Source organism: Rhodoferax sp. BLA1 (assembly GCF_013416775.1).
Lineage (GTDB): Bacteria > Pseudomonadota > Gammaproteobacteria > Burkholderiales > Burkholderiaceae_C > Rhodoferax.
In genome coordinates this window covers 40,269-56,711 of the sequence record NZ_SZVI01000011.1, presented here as the reverse complement: position 1 = coordinate 56,711, position 16,443 = coordinate 40,269, and the positions used below count along the sequence as shown (strand labels likewise).

Below are 16,443 nucleotides of genomic sequence, written 5' to 3'. Positions count from 1 at the left end.
AGCCCTTCATGACCAAAAAAACCTACCTCACGCGTTATCTGGTGGAGAAACAGCGCCTCAACGGCCACATCTCGCCCGAGCTGCGGCTCCTGCTGGAGGTGGTGGCGCGCGCCTGCAAACGCATCAGCCAGGCGGTCAACAAGGGCGCCCTCGGTGATGTGATGGGCAGCGCCGACAGCGCCAATGTGCAGGGCGAGATCCAGAAAAAACTCGACATCATCGCCAACGAGGTCCTGATCGAAGCCAACGAATGGGGCGGCCACCTGGCAGCCATGGCCAGCGAGGAAATGGAAGGCATCCACGTGGTGCCCAACCGTTACCCGCAGGGTGAATACCTGCTGCTGTTTGACCCGCTGGACGGCTCCAGCAACATCGATGTGAACGTGAGCATCGGCACCATCTTCAGCGTGCTCAAAAAACGCGATGGCGCGGCCGTGTCGGAGCAGGACTTTTTGCAGGGCGGCACCCAGCAGGTGGCCGCCGGTTACTGCGTCTACGGCCCACAAACCACCCTGGTGCTGACCGTGGGTGACGGCGTGGCGCTGTTCACGCTGGACCGCGAACAAGGCTCCTTCTTGCTCACGCAGGAAGACCTGCGCATCCCCGAAGACACCAAGGAATTTGCCGTCAACATGAGCAACCAGCGCCACTGGGCGCCACCGGTCACACGTTACATCGACGAGTGCCTGCAAGGTGTGGACGGCCCGCGCGGCAAAGACTTCAACATGCGCTGGGTGGGCAGCATGGTGGCCGATGTGCACCGCATCCTGACCCGTGGCGGCGTCTTTTTGTACCCCTGGGACAAACGCGAACCCGAAAAACCCGGCAAGCTGCGCCTGATGTACGAGGCCAACCCGATGAGCTGGCTGATCGAACAAGCCGGTGGCATCGCCACCGACGGCAAACGCCGCATTCTGGACATCCCCGCCACCGCGCTGCACCAGCGTGTGGCGGTGTTCATGGGCTCCAAAAACGAGATCAACCGCCTGATCAGCTACCACGCTGAGGCCTGAGCGGCTGGTTATAATCGCTGGCTTACCAAGCCGGTGTAGCTCAGTCGGTAGAGCAGCTCATTCGTAATGAGAAGGTCGGGTGTTCGATTCATCTCTCCGGCACCAAATACAAAAAGCCCCTAGCTGTTATGGCTAGGGGCTTTTTCACGTGACCAACGTGTAACCTCCATGTGAACTATGGACCCTTTGCGCTGTTCTCTCTACTTCCCAACTTTTAATACACTGTCAAGAGAGTAGCCCGAAACGGCACTATGGGCTTGGGCATAGAGAGTCAACCAATACTCGCGATTTTTTTTGTCGGCGGGCACCTCCTCCCAACTCGAAATGTGGTTCATCAATTCAAACGCGACACGAGCGGTCGCATTCGATGTGACATCAACAGGACCCGAAACAGTTACTCTTTCGTTTGACATGATTTTTAGCGCCTCCGCGCGCTGGGTGAAGCTGCATTTGCAGCGAAAGCCTTCTGACTCACAATGCAAACCGTGAATCTAGTTGTATCGTGCTCTTGAAGAGTAAGTCTAGCCGACTAGCTGCGTGTTGCAGCCCCTCAGGTGCCACATGTGCATAGCGCTCATCCATTGCTTGCGTTTTCCAGAATCCAAGCTTCGGTAACTCATGGATCGGGATTCCTGCCCCCCGATGCCAAGCGGCAAAATCGTAGCGCAGGTCATGACTTGGAGAGTCGAGCCAACTTCAACTCAGCAAGTACTATTCTGTTGATAGCTACATCCCCTTATGAATAAAGGGCTATATCCTGATTTGGCATATATTTTCCGACACTCTGCCGCACAGACACAACCAGCAAAAAGATCCGCTTGATCACAGTACACGGTCATCCCTCTGACAACTGCTGGAGCCAAGTGCCTACGAGTCATTGCAAAAATGGATCGGTAAGCGTTGCCTTTTGGGCTAGGTTTGAGTTGACGTGTATAAATATTTGGCTTTTCTATACACATACAGCCTATCATGTCAAAAATTCTTTCATAGCTATACACGTCACAGCGTTTTTAGGTCCGTTAATGCCACCACTCACCCCACTTGATCACTTGAGCCCCACCCGGTTTGAGACGCCTGCCATCCTCAAGAAACTGGCTAGCAGCAGTCGCAAGCTGGCCGAGCTCAAAGGTATTGCCGGGTCCATTCCCAACCAGGGTATTCTGATCAACACGCTGGCCTTGCAAGAGGCCAAGGACAGTTCGGAGGTCGAGAACATCGTCACCACCCACGATGAGCTGTTCAAAGACGATGTATTACCTGAGTCTTTTGCCAACCCGGCCGCCAAAGAGGTGCTGCGCTACCGCCAGGCATTGCGAGTCGGGTTTGAGCAGGTGCGTGGCAGTGGTTTGCTAACTTGCAACCACATCATGCAGATTCAAGGTGAACTGGAGCGCAACAACGCAGGTTTTCGCAAGTTGCCAGGCACCGCGCTCAAGGACAGTGGTGGGCAAACCGTCTATACCCCACCGCAAGACCCGGCAGAGATCATTCTCCTGATGCGTGACCTGGAGCGCTTCATCAACGAGGCGGATCAGTTTGATGCCGACCCGCTGATCAAAATGGCGCTGATCCACCACCAGTTTGAGAGCATCCACCCGTTTTACGATGGCAATGGCCGCACCGGGCGCATTGTGAATGTGTTGTACCTGGTGAAAGAGGGCCTGCTCGACATCCCTGTGCTGTACCTGAGCCAGCACATCGTGCGTCACAAGGCAGACTACTACCGCCTGCTGCAAAGTGTGCGTGACAACGACCGCTGGGAGGACTGGGTACTGTATCTGCTGGATGCGGTGGAGCAGACCGCCGGGCAGACCATCCACACCGTGCAGGCCATCAAGACCGCGCTGTTTGATTACAAGCAGCGCATTCGAGCCGACTACAGGTTTTATAGCCAGGACCTGATCAACAACCTGTTTATGCACCCCTACACCAAGATCGAATTTGTGCAGCGTGACTTGGGGGTGTCGCGCATCACCGCCACCAAATACCTGGAGGCTTTGACCGAGGGTGGATTCGTGCAAAAACAGAAGATAGGTCGCGGCAACTACTATGTGAACTTGGCCTTGAACGCGGTATTGGCTAGCTAAGCAACCGCAGCAGCAACCAGCCCGATAGGGCCGATGACCAATGGAGGACGGGATATGGGTCTGCCAGACCGCGAGGACGTGCGAGAACGACCCATCAGCATGTTTGCCAATCCAAGGTCTGACGGGGACAGTGCATGGCGCACGATGTTGTGGCTGGTCCTAGCCTGCGTTGTGGTTCTGTTTCTGCTCTACAAGTCTTTTCTTTGGTGGGAAGCCCGCCCAAAAACCGCTGTAGGTTCACCTGCCACCGAGGTGATCACCAGACACGGCATGGGTTCGACGGACACAACACACGCGGATCGGGCAGATGCAGCCAACCCACCCGGCGCCAGCCAGCCCATGGACAACAACACCCACACTGTGACCAAGTGCGTCGTCAGCGGCAAGGTGATCTTTACCGACGGCGAATGTCCCAGTGGCTCCCACAAAAGCAGCGTGAAGGTGAACACCGCCAATGTCGGGACAGTGGCCCCGCGGATGCCAGCGTACACGCCCGCCACCGCACAGCCACAGCTTGTTGAGGTCCAAACCCCGTCGCCGGGCACCACCAACCACCTGCCCACACGCAACGCCGAATGCACTTACTTGGATGAGCAGATCAAGCAAATTGATGCGCTGGCCCGTCAGGCGCTTTCGGCATCGTCTCAGGACAGATTGCGCCAAGAGCGACAGCGGGTACGGTCAAGACAGTTTGAATTGCATTGCTGACAAAGTCGCTCCACACATCACCACACTTGCCCGCTGCCAGTTCGACGTGCGCGGCGCTGTGGTTTAACTATGCAATATGTAGCTACGTGCCCTTACTGAATAAGGGCTAGAGACTTATTTCCTAAAAATTTGTCAGCCAAGCAGGCTTCAACTTTGGACTTAACGTGTGATCAATCGTATGATTCACCACTCTCTTTACAACCTGTTAGGAGCTTGTCATGCCCCACATCAGCGCCAACGACCTCAAAACCAAAGGTATTTCGGCCATTGAACTGGCCCTGAGCACGGCGCCTGAGGCGATTGTGTCGGTGCGTGGCAAAGACAAGTTTGTGGTGATGGACATGGCGCATTACCACTACCTGCGTGAATGTGAACTGGACGCCGCGCTGGCCCAGACGCGCGCCGACCTGGCGGCAGGGCGCGCGGTGCAAGAGTCGCCCGCGGCGCACCTGGCGCGGCTGGACGCGATGTGAACCCGGCTGCGGTGCCCAAGATGCCTTTTGCACTGGTCTTCACCGAACAATACAACCGCAGGGCGGCACGCTTTTTAAAACGCCACCCCGACCTGCGCCAGCAATACCTCAAAACCCTGCAAGTGCTGGAGGCCAACCCGGCTCACCCGTCGCTGCGGCTGCACCCTTTGCGTGGCAAGCTGGACGGTCTGCATTCGGTGTCCATCAACTTTTCGTACCGGATCACGCTGGAGCTGTTGATTCAAGACAGCCAGATCATCCCGGTGAACGTGGGCGACCATGATGCGGTGTACTGAGTGCATTTATTTTGATAGCTACTCACCCTTTTTTCAAAAGGGTTAGAAGCCGATTTGACATACAAAGACATACCCAGGGAGGCTTATGAACCTGCACAAAGAGATCAGCTTTGAGGCAGACATCTGACAGCCCCTAGGTAGCCATGGCTGGCCCCAATCCGAGGGACATATCGAAGGCTACGACCGAGCCCGGTGTCCGCCTTGCTGCTTGCGTATGTTCCGCAAGTCACCGCCAAAACCCCAGGCTGGCTGCCCACTGTAAGCCCACTGACACAAACCGCCTTGACAATCACCAGCAGTCGCGAAGTGGCCAAGCCAGACAGCGGCGAGGGGTCGGGGGGTGTTTAAGCACCTCCCTCTCCGTCTAATTCAGCCACTTGAGGACGCGTTTAACGCACTGCCCGCTGGGGCAACATGCTTTTGAGCACGCCGTCCTTGAGGATCACGTGGTGGTAAATCGCCGCCACGGCATGGATACCGGCCAGCCACATGATGGCGTCGCCCAGGGTTTCATGCACTTCACCCCAGTCGGCCAGATCGGCCACAGCCGAGTTGGCAATCAGCGGCATCTGGTCCACCCGAAAACCACCCAGCAGGGTCAACGGGTGGCCTTCGCTGCCCAACGCCAGCACGGCAGAGATGGGCAGGGCCAGCATCAGCGCCCACAGCGCCAGGTGCGCCGCTTTGGACGCCAGATGCATCCAGCTGGCCATGGTGATCTGGGGTGCGGCGGGGCGCACAGCCACCCACAACAGGCGCAGCACGGTCAAGCCAAACACCACCATGCCCAGGGTTTCGTGCCAGACGATGCCGCTGAGGGTGGCGGGGTCAACACCGTTGTGCATCAGGCGGCCAAAACCCTCTGGCGCCAGCACAAAGGCAATGGTCACCGCGATGGCGGTAAGCCAGTGGAACGCGCGGCTCAGGGGGTCGTAATGGGTGGTGGTTTTTGGGGTCATGGTCTGCTCGTCAAACGAAAAGGCCATTGTGGGTTTCTTAAATTAACAAACTCTTAAGCCCCCACAGCGCCCCCGCTGTGAACACACGCGCCTGGCCGCCGCAGCGGCCAGGGTCAGATCACAACACCTTGCTCAGGAAACGGCGGGTGCGTTCCTCGGCCGGGCGGTCAAACAGGTCGGCCGGGGCACCCTGCTCGACGATCACGCCTTCGTCGATGAAGATCACACGGTCGGCCACCTGGCGTGCAAACCCCATCTCGTGGGTGACCACCACCATGGTCATGCCCTCGTCCGCCAGGGCCTGCATCACCGCCAGCACTTCACCCACCATTTCGGGGTCAAGTGCCGAGGTGGGTTCGTCAAACAGCATGATGCGCGGCTGCATCGCGAGCGCCCTGGCAATCGCCACGCGCTGCTGCTGGCCACCCGACAACTGGTTGGGGTAGGCGTCGATCTTGTCGATCAGGCCCACCTTGTCCAGCAGCGCCACTGCGCGGGCCCGGGCGTCGGCCTCACTCAAGCCGCGCACCTTGGACGGCGCCAGCGTGATGTTTTGCAGCACCGTTTTGTGCGGGAACAGGTTAAAACGCTGGAACACCATGCCGATGTCGGAGCGCAGGGCGTCGATGTCGGTTTTGGGCTCGTGCACCGCCAAGTTATTGACCCAGACCTCACCACCGCTGGCGTCTTCCAGACCATTCAAGCAACGCAAAAACGTGCTTTTGCCCGAGCCCGATGGGCCGATCACACACACCACCTCTTTGGCCTGGATGGCGCAGTCGATGCCGCGCAACACGGCCAGGCTGCCAAAGGTTTTGCTCAGTTGTTTAACGCGAATCACCTCGTCCATAACGGGCCTCCAGTCTCTTCACCACATAGGCCAGGCCCAGGGTCAACACCCAATACATCAGAGAAATCGTCAGATACGGCTCCCAGTAGCGGGAGTAAGCCCCTGCCACCGTGCGGGCAGCGTAGGCCAGCTCGGCCAGGCCAATCGCCGAGATCAGCGACGAGTCTTTCAGCAGCGAGATCGCGTTGTTGCCCAGCGGCGGCAACATGCGCCGAAACGCCTGCGGCAGCACCACGTGGTACATCGTGCGGCCATAACTCATGCCCAGTGAACGCGAGGCCTCTACCTGGCCCTTGTCGATGGACTGGATACCGGCGCGGAAAATCTCGGAGATGTAGGCGCCGGCATTGAGCGTCAAAGCCGCCACACCGGACAGGAACGCACCGTAGTTCTGTTTGAGGTTTCTGGCCAGATCACCGTCGATCAGGATGCCGTCCACCGGGTTGATGAACAGCGGCAGCACCGCAAAATGCATCAGCAGAATCTGCACAAACAGCGGTGTGCCACGGAAGAAACTCACATACACCGTGGACGGCCAGCGCAGCGCAAAACGGCACAGCTGGCGCAGCGGCGCGTGGCGCGCATCGGCCACCCGCGCCAGCCCAATCGCCAGCCCCAGGGCGGTGCCCTGGATGATGCAGATCACCGTGACCAGCACGGTCATCTGCAGGCCATGCCAGAACAGCTCGGCGTACTCCGCAATGATGTCGGCGCGGAACCAGCCGAACCATAAAACTTGATCCATAAACCGCAAGGATCAGTGTTTATTGCGCGGGCAGCGCAGGTGCTTCAGCCTGGAACCACTTCTTGTAGATCTGGGCGTAGCTGCCATCGGCCTTCACAGCGGCCAGGCCGGTGTTGAGCTTGTCGAGCAAAGCCTTGTTGCCTTGTTTCACCACAATGCCGAAGTATTCCTTGGGGAAGCTCGCGTCGGCCACGGTTTTGAGGCCCTTGTGTTCTTGCACGCGGAAGGCGATCACACCGTTGTCACCCATGGCGGCGTCCAGGCCGTTGTTGACCAGCTCGCTGATGACCACCGGGGTGCTCTCAAAGCGGCGGATGTCGGGGTTGGTCTTGCCAAACTCGCGCGAGCTCATGTCGTCAGCGGTGCTGCCGGTGACCACACCAATCTTCTTGCCAGCCAGGTCTTTCAGGCCTTTGGCGGTGCTGTTGCTGGGCACAGCAATGAGCTGGCGCGCTTCAAAGTAGGGGGCGGTGAAGTCGTAGGACTGTTTGCGCTTGTCGTTGATGGTGACGCCAGAGATCACCAGGTCCACATCACCGTTGTTGAGCGCGGCAAAAATGCCGGTCCAGGGGGTGTTGACGATCTTGATCTGCAGGCCGGCCTTGTGTGCCACCGCCTTGATCATGTCGATGTCGTAACCCACGATCTCTTTGCTGGGGGTTTCATAAGCAAACGGGCGGTAGGTGGCGCTGGAGGCCACCACCAGCTCCTTGTTTTGCGCCGAGCCAATCACCGGTGTGCACAGGGCCACGGAAGTCAACGCCAAACCAACGATCTTTGTGATGTTCATGGAAATACCTTTGTAGGGGGGAAAAAGAGACGATAGACAGTGAAAAACCCGCTGCCCAGGCGGTCAAAAACAAGCTGAGCACAGGCCTGGCGGACCCATCCGCAAACGCTTTTGGCGCCGCTGTTTGAGAACAGACGTTTTGATTTTAATAAATCTTTCATCCGGGCCGTGTCAGCGCGGCATGTGGCAAAAAAGGCTTTCACCGACCCTAGGAACCTGGGCGGCAGAAGGGCGTCGGCTGCAACGGCTGGAGAAAAGTCCCACTTCGCGCCCATTTTTCCGGCGGTAGCTACGGCTACCGTCCTCAAAAGTGGGCACAAACTGGCCTCTTTTCCCAACCGTTTCGCTTCGACTTCTTCTGCCGCCTAGGCTCCTACCGGTGTTACGCTCAACCCCCTCTCATATTTGAACCGCGCCCCTAGGGCGCAAACAACGCAAGGAAGAACAGTCATGGGTGCGCAGTGGAAAGCAAAGGGCAAGGAATTGGCCGCCAACGCCAAGGGCCGGGTGTTTGGCAAACTGTCCAAGGACATCATGCTGGCCGCACGCAGCGGCGCCGACCCCGCCGCCAACTCGCGCCTGCGCCTGCTGGTGGAACAGGCCCGCAAGGCCTCCATGCCCAAGGACACACTCGACCGCGCCATCAAAAAAGGCGCTGGCCTGACTGGCGAGGCGGTCCACTTTGAACACGTGATCTACGAAGGTTTTGCGCCGCACCGCGTGCCACTGATGGTGGAGTGCCTGACCGACAACCTGAACCGCACCGCACCTGAGATGCGCGTGTTATTCCGCAAGGGCCAGCTGGGCACCTCGGGCTCGGTGGCCTGGGACTTTGACCACCTCGGCATGATCGAGGCCGAACCAGCTTTACCCGACGCAGATGCTGAGGTAGCCGCTATTGAAGCCGGAGCGCAAGACCTGGAGCCCGGCGACGAAGAAGGCACCACGCTGTTCCTGACCGACCCGACCGACCTGGACCTGGTCAGCCGCGCCCTGCCCGCCCAGGGCTTCACCGTGTTGTCGGCCAAGCTCGGTTACAAACCCAAAAACCCGGTCGACCCGGCCAGCCTGAGCGCCGAGCAGTTGGAAGAGGTGGAAGCCTTTCTGGCCGCCATCGACGCCAATGACGATGTGCAAAACGTCTACGTTGGTTTGGCGGGTTGAGGATGAAAAGCCAAATTGACCATCTGGTGATTCTTGCCCAGACCCTGGACCAGGGTGTGGCCTGGTGCGAAGCCACGCTGGGCGTCAGCCCCGGCCCGGGCGGTGAACACCCGCAGTTTGGCACCCACAACCGCCTGATCAAGATCGCCACGCCCAAATTTCCGCTGGCCTATCTGGAAATCATCGCTATCAATCCAGAAGCTAAAAGCCTAGGTGATACAAGGGCTAAGCGCTGGTTTGACATGGATGATGCAGCCCTGCAGGCCGCTGTGGCCGTGGCACCGCAGCTGGTGCATTTTGTGGCCCAGACCGACGAGTTACAGGCCGGGCGCACTGCGCTCAAGGCCCTGGGTATTGACCGTGGCCCGGCGCTACAAACCAGCCGCCATTCGCGCAAAGGCCTGCTGCAATGGCAGATCACCGTGCGCGACGACGGCCAGCGCCTGTTTGACGGCGCCTTGCCCAGCCTGATCCAGTGGGGCAAACCTGCTGAGGCCGAACCGCTGCGCCTGCACCCCCGCAACAGCCTGCCACGATCTGGCGTCACGCTGCAAAGTGTGGCGGTGACCCACCCGACGGCAGCCAAATTACAAGCGGCGTATGAGGCTATCGGGCTGAGCGGTGTCACGGTAGCCGATGGCCCGGCCAATATCACCGTCACCCTGAACACGCCCAAAGGCCCGGTCACGCTGAAGAGCCAAGGTGTTTAGCTGGTGCGGCCGTCTACATTGCTTTAGATGACATGAACCTTCGTCCACGCCACACAGCAATTATTGAAACCATAGACACCAGTTTTGGTACGGTCGTGCGTGAGGACTATTACCAACACCCCAAGAATGAATCGAACCTTTACTTAGTTAACTCTTCTGGGGAGATAGTTTGGTTTGCTGAACGCGCGATGGACGATGACGCATACGCAAACCCGATTCGGGTTGTTGGCAATGACCGGATTAAATGTGCGTCATGGAATGGCTTCGATTGCGAAATCATTCTCCGAGATGGAAAACTTGGCAATGCCCCTTTCACAAAGTAAGTCATCTGCCCTTTCGGTCAAGCGGGATGCTCCGCCAGCAGGTCAGCTCTGCGCCCCTTACCGCCAACATTAGGCTTCCGAAACACTCACCGGTGCTACTCTATGCGTTCCTTCGAACTTCATCCTTGGCGAGTTCTCCGCAGCGTTGTACTTGAGCTGAACAGCTACGAGGTCCCAAAAGTCATTGATCGTTCAGGCATCAATGTCGACTGGGCGCTCAAGACACAAAAGGACTTCTCGGACAAGATGCGCATCGCGGCCTACAGACCGAAGATTGACAGCGCGTACGATGAACTGAACGCAGAGGCTCAACTCCGAGCCGCGTTTGTAGTCACTGGCGAGTTGGTCAAGCGCGGCTACGCGGAACAGCTTGATGGCGCGCTCAGGGCCATCGGTTGGCGCCTGGAAGAAGGAAAGTTGACCCCAGACTCTGCGGAGGTCAATGAACTGTTCTTTCCCAGGCAAAGCCAGCATGATGCCTATACTGAACTTCGCTCTATCCTGCAGTCTTCGGCGAGATCGATCACCGTCGTTGATCCATATATTGATCAATCAGTCCTCAAACTCCTTGCGTCTGCCCTGCAGCCCGGGATGAGCGTACGAATCCTCTCGGCGAAAACCCCAGCAGATTTTCCAAACGAGATGAAAACTTGGCGTACTCAGTACAAGGACGCTACGCTCGAAGTCCATACGACGAAAGAGTTTCATGATCGATTCATCGTATTGGACAACTCAACGTGCTGGCACATTGGCTGCTCCATCAAGGACGCCGGGAATAAGGCATTCATGCTGAGCAAGATTGAAGACGACGGAAACAGAACGTCGTTGCTCAAACAAATCGACGACTCCTGGAACACGGGTATCGAGCTACCGTGACGCGGAAGCCAAGTCCCTCGTTCGAGGCGAGGCCCTGCGCCGATTCCACAACAGCGTGCTACTGGTTATGACTCAAACTTCATAGCAACTAGCCCTTATAAAACGAGGGCTAGAGGCCAATTTTCCTGATAAACCCTCAGGCTGTTGCACCCAAGCCAGGACGCAGCGGTGACACATCCTCGGCCCGCACACCCACCGCTGCCAAGGCCGCTGGCACCGGCAGCCCTTGCACCAACGCCGCCGACAACTCACCCACAGCGGGCGCGATCTGGATGCCGTCGCCGCCCTGCCCGGCCAGGCAGAAAAGCCGGGTGCACCGGGTCTTCGTTGGCGGGCGACACCAGCAGCAGGCCCGCATCGGACTGAGCCGCAGTAGCACGGGCTTGCCTGCGGCATCGACACCAGGAACGGCAAAGACGTATTTTTTGCCAGATCGATTCCAACCGTTACGATGCTCACAACTTCCCCTCTCGGACAAGTTGATGACAACAACATTGCGGCACGCCAACAGTTTGACCTCTCCATCGTGGCACGTGCTTGCCGTTCACCGCCACCCTCAAGGCTCGCGCCTGGCTCGAGACGGGGAAGCGCCTTTCAATCGTTAGAACCATGCGCACCCTCCGTTGGATTCTCACAGTACCTGCCGCCTTGGTCGGCTTCTACCTTGGCGTTTTTGCGGCCGTGGTCATCTACAAAGTGAATGAGTGGCTGTGCCCCTCGGAGTACCTAGTCTCGGGCAAGTGCAACGCCCCATGGTCATCCTTCGTTTCGGACTTGGGTTTGGCGGTTGGCTCTTTGATGTGTGGTTCTCTGCTTGTCCTCTTCCCCACGTTGGTAGCCCCAGCGTTACGGAAAAAAGTTGCTTTTGTCGCTTACGCCTTAGGGATCGTGGCGTCCCTCTACTGGCTCTTCCATGGGCTCTGGGTCCCGGTTGCGTGGGCGATCTTGAGCGGAGGTCTCACCTTTTGGCGAATAGGGGTCGTTCTGACCTCTCGCCCCAGCGGACCAACTTCGACGGCCACTGATCTTGAACGTTGAGGCTGTAAAAAAGTGCCTCTGCCACGACGTTTGCCGTGCGTCCAGCGGAGAAGAGGACAAACACAGCCCGCTAACAACACCAAGCCACAACAGCCTGCTGCTTACAGGTACTCAAACTTCATAGCTACTAGCCCTTATTTTCAAAGGGTTAGAGGCCAATTTTATATATAAACCTTCAGGGCGTTACACCCAAACCGGGACGCAAGGGCGACACATCCTCAGCCCGCACACCCACCGCCGCCAGGGCCGCAGGCACCGGCAACCCCTGCACCAGCGCCGCCGTCAGTTCACCCATGGCGGGTGCGGTCTGAATGCCGTAGCCGCCCTGCCCGGCCAGCCAGAAAAAGCCCGGGGCGTCGGGGGCAAAACCCACCACCGGGGTTTTGTCGGCCACAAACGAGCGCAAACCCGCCCAAGAACGTTTGATCTTGCGGATCTGCAGCGTGGTCACGGTTTCGACCCGGTCCACCGCAATCGCCACGTCCAGCTCTTCGGGTTGCACGTCCTGCGGGTGCACCAGGTCTTCGTTGGCGGGTGACACCAGCAGCAGGCCCGCATCGGGCTTGATGTAAAAAGTTTCCTGCAGGTCAATCACCATCGGCCAGTGGGCGCTGTCGCTGCCAGCAGGTGGCTCGCAGGTGAAGGCGGTGCGGCGTTTGGGTTGCAAGCCCACCGGGGCCACACCGGCCAGTTGGGCCAGCTCGTCACACCAGGCGCCTGCCGCGTTGACCAGCACCGGCGCCCAGAAACTGCCTGCCGGTGTGTCCACACGCCAGCCGCCGTCCTCACGCACCACGGCCTGCGCCTGGGCGTCACACACCAGTTTGGCGCCAGCGGCTTTGGCGCCGCGCAGAAAACCCTGGTGGATGCCATGCACATCCATGTCCATGGCGTCGGGCTCGAAGATGCCAAACGCGGCAAACTCGGGCTGCAGCACCGGCACTTTTTGCAACATCTGGTCCTGCGTCCACCATTGCACATTGGGAATCAGCGTCTGCATCGCCTCAAACCGTTCGCGCAGTGCGTCGTGGTCGTCCGCGGTGCCCACAATCAACGTACCACGCGGTGTGACCAGCGGGTAGGGCGAAAACCCCTCGGGTGGATCAAAGTAAAACGCCTTGGCTGCGGTGGTGATGGCGCGCACGGTGGCATTGCCATAGGTTTCCGAATACAGCGCGGCCGAGCGCCCGGTGGCGTGGTAACCCGGCTGCGACTCCCACTCCAGCAGCGTCACCTGCCGGTGTGGCGCCAAAAAATAGGCGGCAGAGGCACCCGCCATGCCCGCACCCACGATCAAGACATCTGTTTTCTGCATGTGTTCACCTTCTCAAAAAATGGCGCACAGGGGGCGCCGTCAACAAATTTCACAAGCGCTTCAGCACTTTTCAAATGGCACGCCAGTTTGGCCCCGTAACATGCAGGGCATTCAAAGGAGCCCCTGTTATGCCCGTGATCACCAACATTGAAGACCTGCGCATTCTGGCCAAAGCGCGGGTGCCGCGCATGTTCTACGACTATGCCGACTCCGGCAGTTGGACTGAGAGCACCTATCGTGCCAACTCGGCGGACTTCCAGGCGATCAAACTGCGCCAGCGCGTGGCCATCAATATGGAAAACCGCAGCACAGCCAGCACCATGATCGGCCAGAAGGTGGCCATGCCGGTGGCGATTGCCCCCACCGGGCTGACCGGCATGCAGAGTGCCGACGGTGAAATCAAGGCGGCCAACGCAGCCAAGAAGTTCGGCATCCCGTTCACGCTGTCCACCATGAGCATCTGCTCGATCGAAGACGTGGCCAAGGAAACCGGTGGCCACCCGTTCTGGTTTCAGCTCTACGTGATGAAGGACCGCGACTACATCGAGCGCCTGATCGACCGCGTCAAGGCAGCGCACTGCTCGGCGCTGATGATCACGCTGGACTTGCAGATCCTGGGTCAGCGCCACAAGGACATCAAAAACGGCCTGTCGGCACCACCCAAACTCACCATCCCCAACATCATCAACATGGCCACCAAAATACGCTGGGGTTTGGGCATGCTGGGCACCCAGCGACGTGGTTTTGGCAACATCGTGGGCCATGTCAAAGGTGTGGAGAACATGGGCAGCTTGAGTGAATGGACCGCCAAACAGTTTGACCCGGCCCTGAGCTGGGACGATGTGGAGTGGATCAAAAACCGCTGGGGCGGCAAACTCATCATCAAGGGCATCCAGGACGTGGAAGACGCGCGCCTGGCGGTCAACTCGGGCGCTGACGCGATGATTGTCAGCAACCACGGTGGCCGCCAGCTGGATGGCGCACCCAGCTCCATCAGCGCCCTGCCCGCCATCGTCGACGCGGTGGGCAAGGACATCGAGGTGCACATGGACGGCGGCATCCGCAGCGGCCAGGATGTGCTCAAGGCGCGTGCCCTGGGTGCCCGTGGCACCTACATTGGCCGCGCCTTTTTATACGGCCTGGGTGCCATGGGTGAAGAAGGGGTAACCAAGGCGCTGGAGATCATCCACAAAGAACTCGACCTGACCATGGCCTTTTGTGGCCACACCCAGCTCGACACCGTGGACAAGGGCATCTTGCTGCCCGGCACCTACCCGGTGTAAAGCCTGGGGCGGGCTTGCCCTGCCCCAGCAACCTGCGTTTATTTGAGGTAAGAGCGCAGCGTTTTCACCACCTGCTCCAGGTCGTTGCGGCGCTGCTCCAGCGGCAGGTCTTGCGCGTCCAGGTGTTCACGCAGGTGGCCCTCCAACACCTCGGCCATCAGCCCATTCACCGCACCGCGGATGGCGGCAATCTGCTGCAGCACGGCTGAGCAGTCAGTCTCTTGCTCCAGCGCGCGTTCCAGCGCATCGGCCTGGCCCTTGATGCGGCGGACGCGGGTCAACAACTGCTTCTTGCTTTTGATCGTATGCGGCACGGTCAGTCTCTTTCTGTCGATAAAAGTATACTGGGGTATAGTATCTAGACACCCCCGTCAGAACAGGAAGCGTACCACCATGCAGCCCACCCTCACCGCCGCCCCGTTGGACCACAGCCACGTGTTTGACGAAGGCAACCCGCTGGCTGAGCGGAACACCCGCTGGGCAGTGATGCTTACGGCCGTCATGATGGTGGCCGAAATCGCTGGCGGCTGGTACTACAACTCGATGGCGCTGCTAGCGGACGGCTGGCACATGAGCTCGCACGCGCTGGCGCTGGGCCTGTCGGTGATGGCCTATGGCGCGGCGCGGCGTTTTGCCAAGGACAGCCGTTTTGCCTTTGGCACCTGGAAGATCGAAGTGCTGGGCGGCTACACCAGCGCCACCTTTTTGGTGGGCATTGCGGTGCTGATGTTGTACCAGTCGGTCGAGCGGCTGATCTCACCCACCCCGATCCAGTACGACCAGGCCATCGGCATCGCCGTGGTCGGGCTGCTGGTCAACCTGGCCTGCGCCTGGCTGCTGCGGGACCACCATGACCACGGGCACGACCACGGACATTCCCATGGGCATGCCCACCACGAAGACCTGAACCTGCGCTCGGCCTACATCCATGTGGTGGCCGATGCCGCCACCTCGGTGCTGGCCATCCTGGCGCTGATGGGCGGCAAACTCTGGGGCGCGGACTGGCTCGACCCGCTGATGGGCATCGCCGGTGCAGCACTGGTGGGTGTGTGGGCCTACGGTTTGTTGCGTGACAGCGGGCGTGTGCTGCTGGATGCCGAGATGGACGCGCCGGTCAGTGAAGAGATTCGCGAGGTGATTGCCGCCAGCCCGATCCCGGCGGCCATCACCGACCTGCATGTGTGGCGCGTTGGCAAAGGCAAATACGCTTGCATCCTGTCACTGGCCACCTCAGAAGCGGCCACGCCCGAGTACTTCAAGAACCAGTTGCGCATCCACGAAGAGCTGGTGCACATCACGGTAGAAATCCACCCCTGCGGCCCCACCTGCCACCCGCAGTACTTTGGGGCCGCTGCAGCGGGTGTGTCACCCGCTTGAAGTCATCCGCCAGCCCATGCCCTGCTGAGCTGCGTTTTGGCGCCCTTCAGTGGCTGGGTGGTGTGGGGTGCTGCGCAAAAATCTCCTTGGCTGCGAACAGGCCATTCAGTGCAGCAGGAAACCCGGCATAAACCGCTATTTGGATGATGACTTCGACAATTTCCTGCTCGGAGCAACCCACATTGCGCGCGCCCTGGATGTGCACCTTGAGTTGAGGTGCGGCGTTGCCCAGCGCGGTGAGTGCAGCCACCACGGCGAGTTCACGCGTTTTGAGGTCCAGACCGGGCCGCGAATAGATGTCGCCAAAGGGAAATTCAATCAGTAGACGTGCAAAGTCGGGCGCGATATCGCTCAGACTGTTGATCACGTTTTCACCGGCTTGACCATCGATCTCTTTGAGCTTGGCCAAGCCCCGTACATACCGTTCGCTGTTCAT

At 59.1% G+C, this 16,443-nt stretch carries 19 protein-coding genes and 1 tRNA gene; 12 read left to right on the top strand and 8 right to left on the bottom strand.

The window, feature by feature from the left end; translation table 11 throughout:
- Window positions 1-8: 8 nt before the first annotated feature.
- The 6 genes from FDG13_RS12695 (at window position 9) to FDG13_RS12670 (ending at window position 4,577) form a co-directional block, all read left to right on the top strand.
- A complete protein-coding gene (locus FDG13_RS12695) occupies window positions 9-1,013 on the top strand; it encodes a class 1 fructose-bisphosphatase (RefSeq protein ID WP_180128243.1) in 1,005 nt (334 codons plus the stop codon).
- Window positions 1,014-1,042: 29 nt separating this feature from the next.
- A tRNA-Thr gene (locus FDG13_RS12690) sits at window positions 1,043-1,118 on the top strand.
- 944 nt (window positions 1,119-2,062) lie between these two features.
- Window positions 2,063-3,100: a Fic family protein gene (locus tag FDG13_RS12685; protein WP_255435240.1), complete on the top strand. Its 1,038-nt coding sequence runs from the start codon at window positions 2,063-2,065 to the stop codon at window positions 3,098-3,100.
- A 54-nt stretch (window positions 3,101-3,154) separates the two neighbouring features.
- Complete coding sequence (locus tag FDG13_RS12680) at window positions 3,155-3,808, top strand: hypothetical protein (RefSeq protein WP_180128239.1); 654 nt, start codon at window positions 3,155-3,157, stop codon at window positions 3,806-3,808.
- A gap of 218 nt (window positions 3,809-4,026) precedes the next feature.
- Window positions 4,027-4,281: a type II toxin-antitoxin system Phd/YefM family antitoxin gene (locus FDG13_RS12675; protein ID WP_180128237.1), complete on the top strand. Its 255-nt coding sequence runs from the start codon at window positions 4,027-4,029 to the stop codon at window positions 4,279-4,281.
- A 20-nt stretch (window positions 4,282-4,301) separates the two neighbouring features.
- A complete protein-coding gene (locus FDG13_RS12670) occupies window positions 4,302-4,577 on the top strand; it encodes a plasmid stabilization protein (RefSeq protein ID WP_180128235.1) in 276 nt (91 codons plus the stop codon).
- A gap of 389 nt (window positions 4,578-4,966) precedes the next feature.
- On the opposite strand, the gene FDG13_RS12665 is transcribed toward FDG13_RS12670, so the two are convergent.
- The 4 genes from FDG13_RS12665 to FDG13_RS12650 all read right to left on the bottom strand — a co-directional run bounded on the left by FDG13_RS12665 (window position 4,967) and on the right by FDG13_RS12650 (window position 7,921).
- A complete protein-coding gene (locus FDG13_RS12665) occupies window positions 4,967-5,536 on the bottom strand; it encodes a cytochrome b (RefSeq protein ID WP_180128233.1) in 570 nt (189 codons plus the stop codon).
- A gap of 118 nt (window positions 5,537-5,654) precedes the next feature.
- Entirely contained in the window at window positions 5,655-6,377 is a 723-nt protein-coding gene (locus tag FDG13_RS12660) for an amino acid ABC transporter ATP-binding protein (RefSeq protein ID WP_180128285.1), read from the bottom strand.
- Entirely contained in the window at window positions 6,364-7,131 is a 768-nt protein-coding gene (locus FDG13_RS12655; protein WP_078366346.1) for an amino acid ABC transporter permease, read from the bottom strand. Before FDG13_RS12655 ends, FDG13_RS12660 begins: the two co-directional genes overlap by 14 nt.
- A 19-nt stretch (window positions 7,132-7,150) precedes the next feature.
- Window positions 7,151-7,921 carry a basic amino acid ABC transporter substrate-binding protein gene (locus tag FDG13_RS12650; RefSeq protein WP_180128231.1) on the bottom strand — a complete coding sequence of 257 codons (771 nt, stop codon included), beginning with the start codon at window positions 7,919-7,921 and terminating at the stop codon, window positions 7,151-7,153.
- A 450-nt stretch (window positions 7,922-8,371) separates the two neighbouring features.
- On the opposite strand from FDG13_RS12650, the gene FDG13_RS12645 reads away from it, so the two are divergent.
- The 4 genes from FDG13_RS12645 to FDG13_RS12630 all read left to right on the top strand — a co-directional run bounded on the left by FDG13_RS12645 (window position 8,372) and on the right by FDG13_RS12630 (window position 10,994).
- Window positions 8,372-9,085: a YebC/PmpR family DNA-binding transcriptional regulator gene (locus tag FDG13_RS12645; RefSeq protein ID WP_180128229.1), complete on the top strand. Its 714-nt coding sequence runs from the start codon at window positions 8,372-8,374 to the stop codon at window positions 9,083-9,085.
- A gap of 2 nt (window positions 9,086-9,087) precedes the next feature.
- Entirely contained in the window at window positions 9,088-9,795 is a 708-nt protein-coding gene (locus tag FDG13_RS12640; protein WP_180128227.1) for a VOC family protein, read from the top strand.
- A gap of 32 nt (window positions 9,796-9,827) precedes the next feature.
- Window positions 9,828-10,118 (top strand): hypothetical protein, encoded by a 291-nt coding sequence (locus tag FDG13_RS12635; RefSeq protein ID WP_180128226.1) that lies wholly within the window; start codon window positions 9,828-9,830, stop codon window positions 10,116-10,118.
- A gap of 102 nt (window positions 10,119-10,220) precedes the next feature.
- Entirely contained in the window at window positions 10,221-10,994 is a 774-nt protein-coding gene (locus FDG13_RS12630; protein ID WP_180128225.1) for a hypothetical protein, read from the top strand.
- Window positions 10,995-11,130: 136 nt separating this feature from the next.
- Here the strand turns inward: FDG13_RS12630 and FDG13_RS12625 are convergent, their stop codons facing one another.
- Both FDG13_RS12625 and FDG13_RS12620 read right to left on the bottom strand, forming a co-directional pair.
- Entirely contained in the window at window positions 11,131-11,373 is a 243-nt protein-coding gene (locus FDG13_RS12625) for a hypothetical protein (RefSeq protein WP_180128223.1), read from the bottom strand.
- 834 nt (window positions 11,374-12,207) lie between these two features.
- Complete coding sequence (locus FDG13_RS12620) at window positions 12,208-13,347, bottom strand: FAD-binding oxidoreductase (RefSeq protein WP_180128221.1); 1,140 nt, start codon at window positions 13,345-13,347, stop codon at window positions 12,208-12,210.
- Window positions 13,348-13,475: 128 nt separating this feature from the next.
- On the opposite strand from FDG13_RS12620, the gene FDG13_RS12615 reads away from it, so the two are divergent.
- Entirely contained in the window at window positions 13,476-14,630 is a 1,155-nt protein-coding gene (locus tag FDG13_RS12615) for an alpha-hydroxy acid oxidase (RefSeq protein WP_180128219.1), read from the top strand.
- A 38-nt stretch (window positions 14,631-14,668) separates the two neighbouring features.
- Here FDG13_RS12615 and FDG13_RS12610 read toward each other — a convergent pair whose 3' ends face one another.
- On the bottom strand, window positions 14,669-14,944 hold the full coding sequence (locus FDG13_RS12610) for a metal/formaldehyde-sensitive transcriptional repressor (protein WP_180128217.1): 276 nt from the start codon (window positions 14,942-14,944) through the stop codon (window positions 14,669-14,671).
- A 79-nt stretch (window positions 14,945-15,023) separates the two neighbouring features.
- Here FDG13_RS12610 and dmeF point away from each other — a divergent pair, with 79 nt between their 5' ends.
- Window positions 15,024-16,007: a CDF family Co(II)/Ni(II) efflux transporter DmeF gene (gene dmeF, locus FDG13_RS12605; protein ID WP_180128215.1), complete on the top strand. Its 984-nt coding sequence runs from the start codon at window positions 15,024-15,026 to the stop codon at window positions 16,005-16,007.
- Window positions 16,008-16,053: 46 nt separating this feature from the next.
- Here the strand turns inward: dmeF and FDG13_RS12600 are convergent, their stop codons facing one another.
- Complete coding sequence (locus tag FDG13_RS12600) at window positions 16,054-16,443, bottom strand: carboxymuconolactone decarboxylase family protein (RefSeq protein ID WP_180128213.1); 390 nt, start codon at window positions 16,441-16,443, stop codon at window positions 16,054-16,056.

Bases quoted from the DNA above. Each gene is read 5' to 3' on its own strand.
- FDG13_RS12695 (WP_180128243.1), top strand. From the start codon at position 9: ATGACCAAAAAAACCTACCTCACGCGTTATCTGGTGGAGAAACAGCGC.
- FDG13_RS12680 (WP_180128239.1), top strand. From the start codon at position 3,155: ATGGGTCTGCCAGACCGCGAGGACGTGCGAGAACGACCCATCAGCATG.
- FDG13_RS12675 (WP_180128237.1), top strand. From the start codon at position 4,027: ATGCCCCACATCAGCGCCAACGACCTCAAAACCAAAGGTATTTCGGCC.
- FDG13_RS12670 (WP_180128235.1), top strand. From the start codon at position 4,302: ATGCCTTTTGCACTGGTCTTCACCGAACAATACAACCGCAGGGCGGCA.
- FDG13_RS12665 (WP_180128233.1), bottom strand. From the start codon at position 5,536: ATGACCCCAAAAACCACCACCCATTACGACCCCCTGAGCCGCGCGTTC.
- FDG13_RS12655 (WP_078366346.1), bottom strand. From the start codon at position 7,131: ATGGATCAAGTTTTATGGTTCGGCTGGTTCCGCGCCGACATCATTGCG.
- FDG13_RS12650 (WP_180128231.1), bottom strand. From the start codon at position 7,921: ATGAACATCACAAAGATCGTTGGTTTGGCGTTGACTTCCGTGGCCCTG.
- FDG13_RS12645 (WP_180128229.1), top strand. From the start codon at position 8,372: ATGGGTGCGCAGTGGAAAGCAAAGGGCAAGGAATTGGCCGCCAACGCC.
- FDG13_RS12640 (WP_180128227.1), top strand. From the start codon at position 9,088: ATGAAAAGCCAAATTGACCATCTGGTGATTCTTGCCCAGACCCTGGAC.
- FDG13_RS12635 (WP_180128226.1), top strand. From the start codon at position 9,828: ATGAACCTTCGTCCACGCCACACAGCAATTATTGAAACCATAGACACC.
- FDG13_RS12630 (WP_180128225.1), top strand. From the start codon at position 10,221: ATGCGTTCCTTCGAACTTCATCCTTGGCGAGTTCTCCGCAGCGTTGTA.
- FDG13_RS12620 (WP_180128221.1), bottom strand. From the start codon at position 13,347: ATGCAGAAAACAGATGTCTTGATCGTGGGTGCGGGCATGGCGGGTGCC.
- FDG13_RS12615 (WP_180128219.1), top strand. From the start codon at position 13,476: ATGCCCGTGATCACCAACATTGAAGACCTGCGCATTCTGGCCAAAGCG.
- dmeF (WP_180128215.1), top strand. From the start codon at position 15,024: ATGCAGCCCACCCTCACCGCCGCCCCGTTGGACCACAGCCACGTGTTT.
- FDG13_RS12600 (WP_180128213.1), bottom strand. From the start codon at position 16,443: ATGAACAGCGAACGGTATGTACGGGGCTTGGCCAAGCTCAAAGAGATC.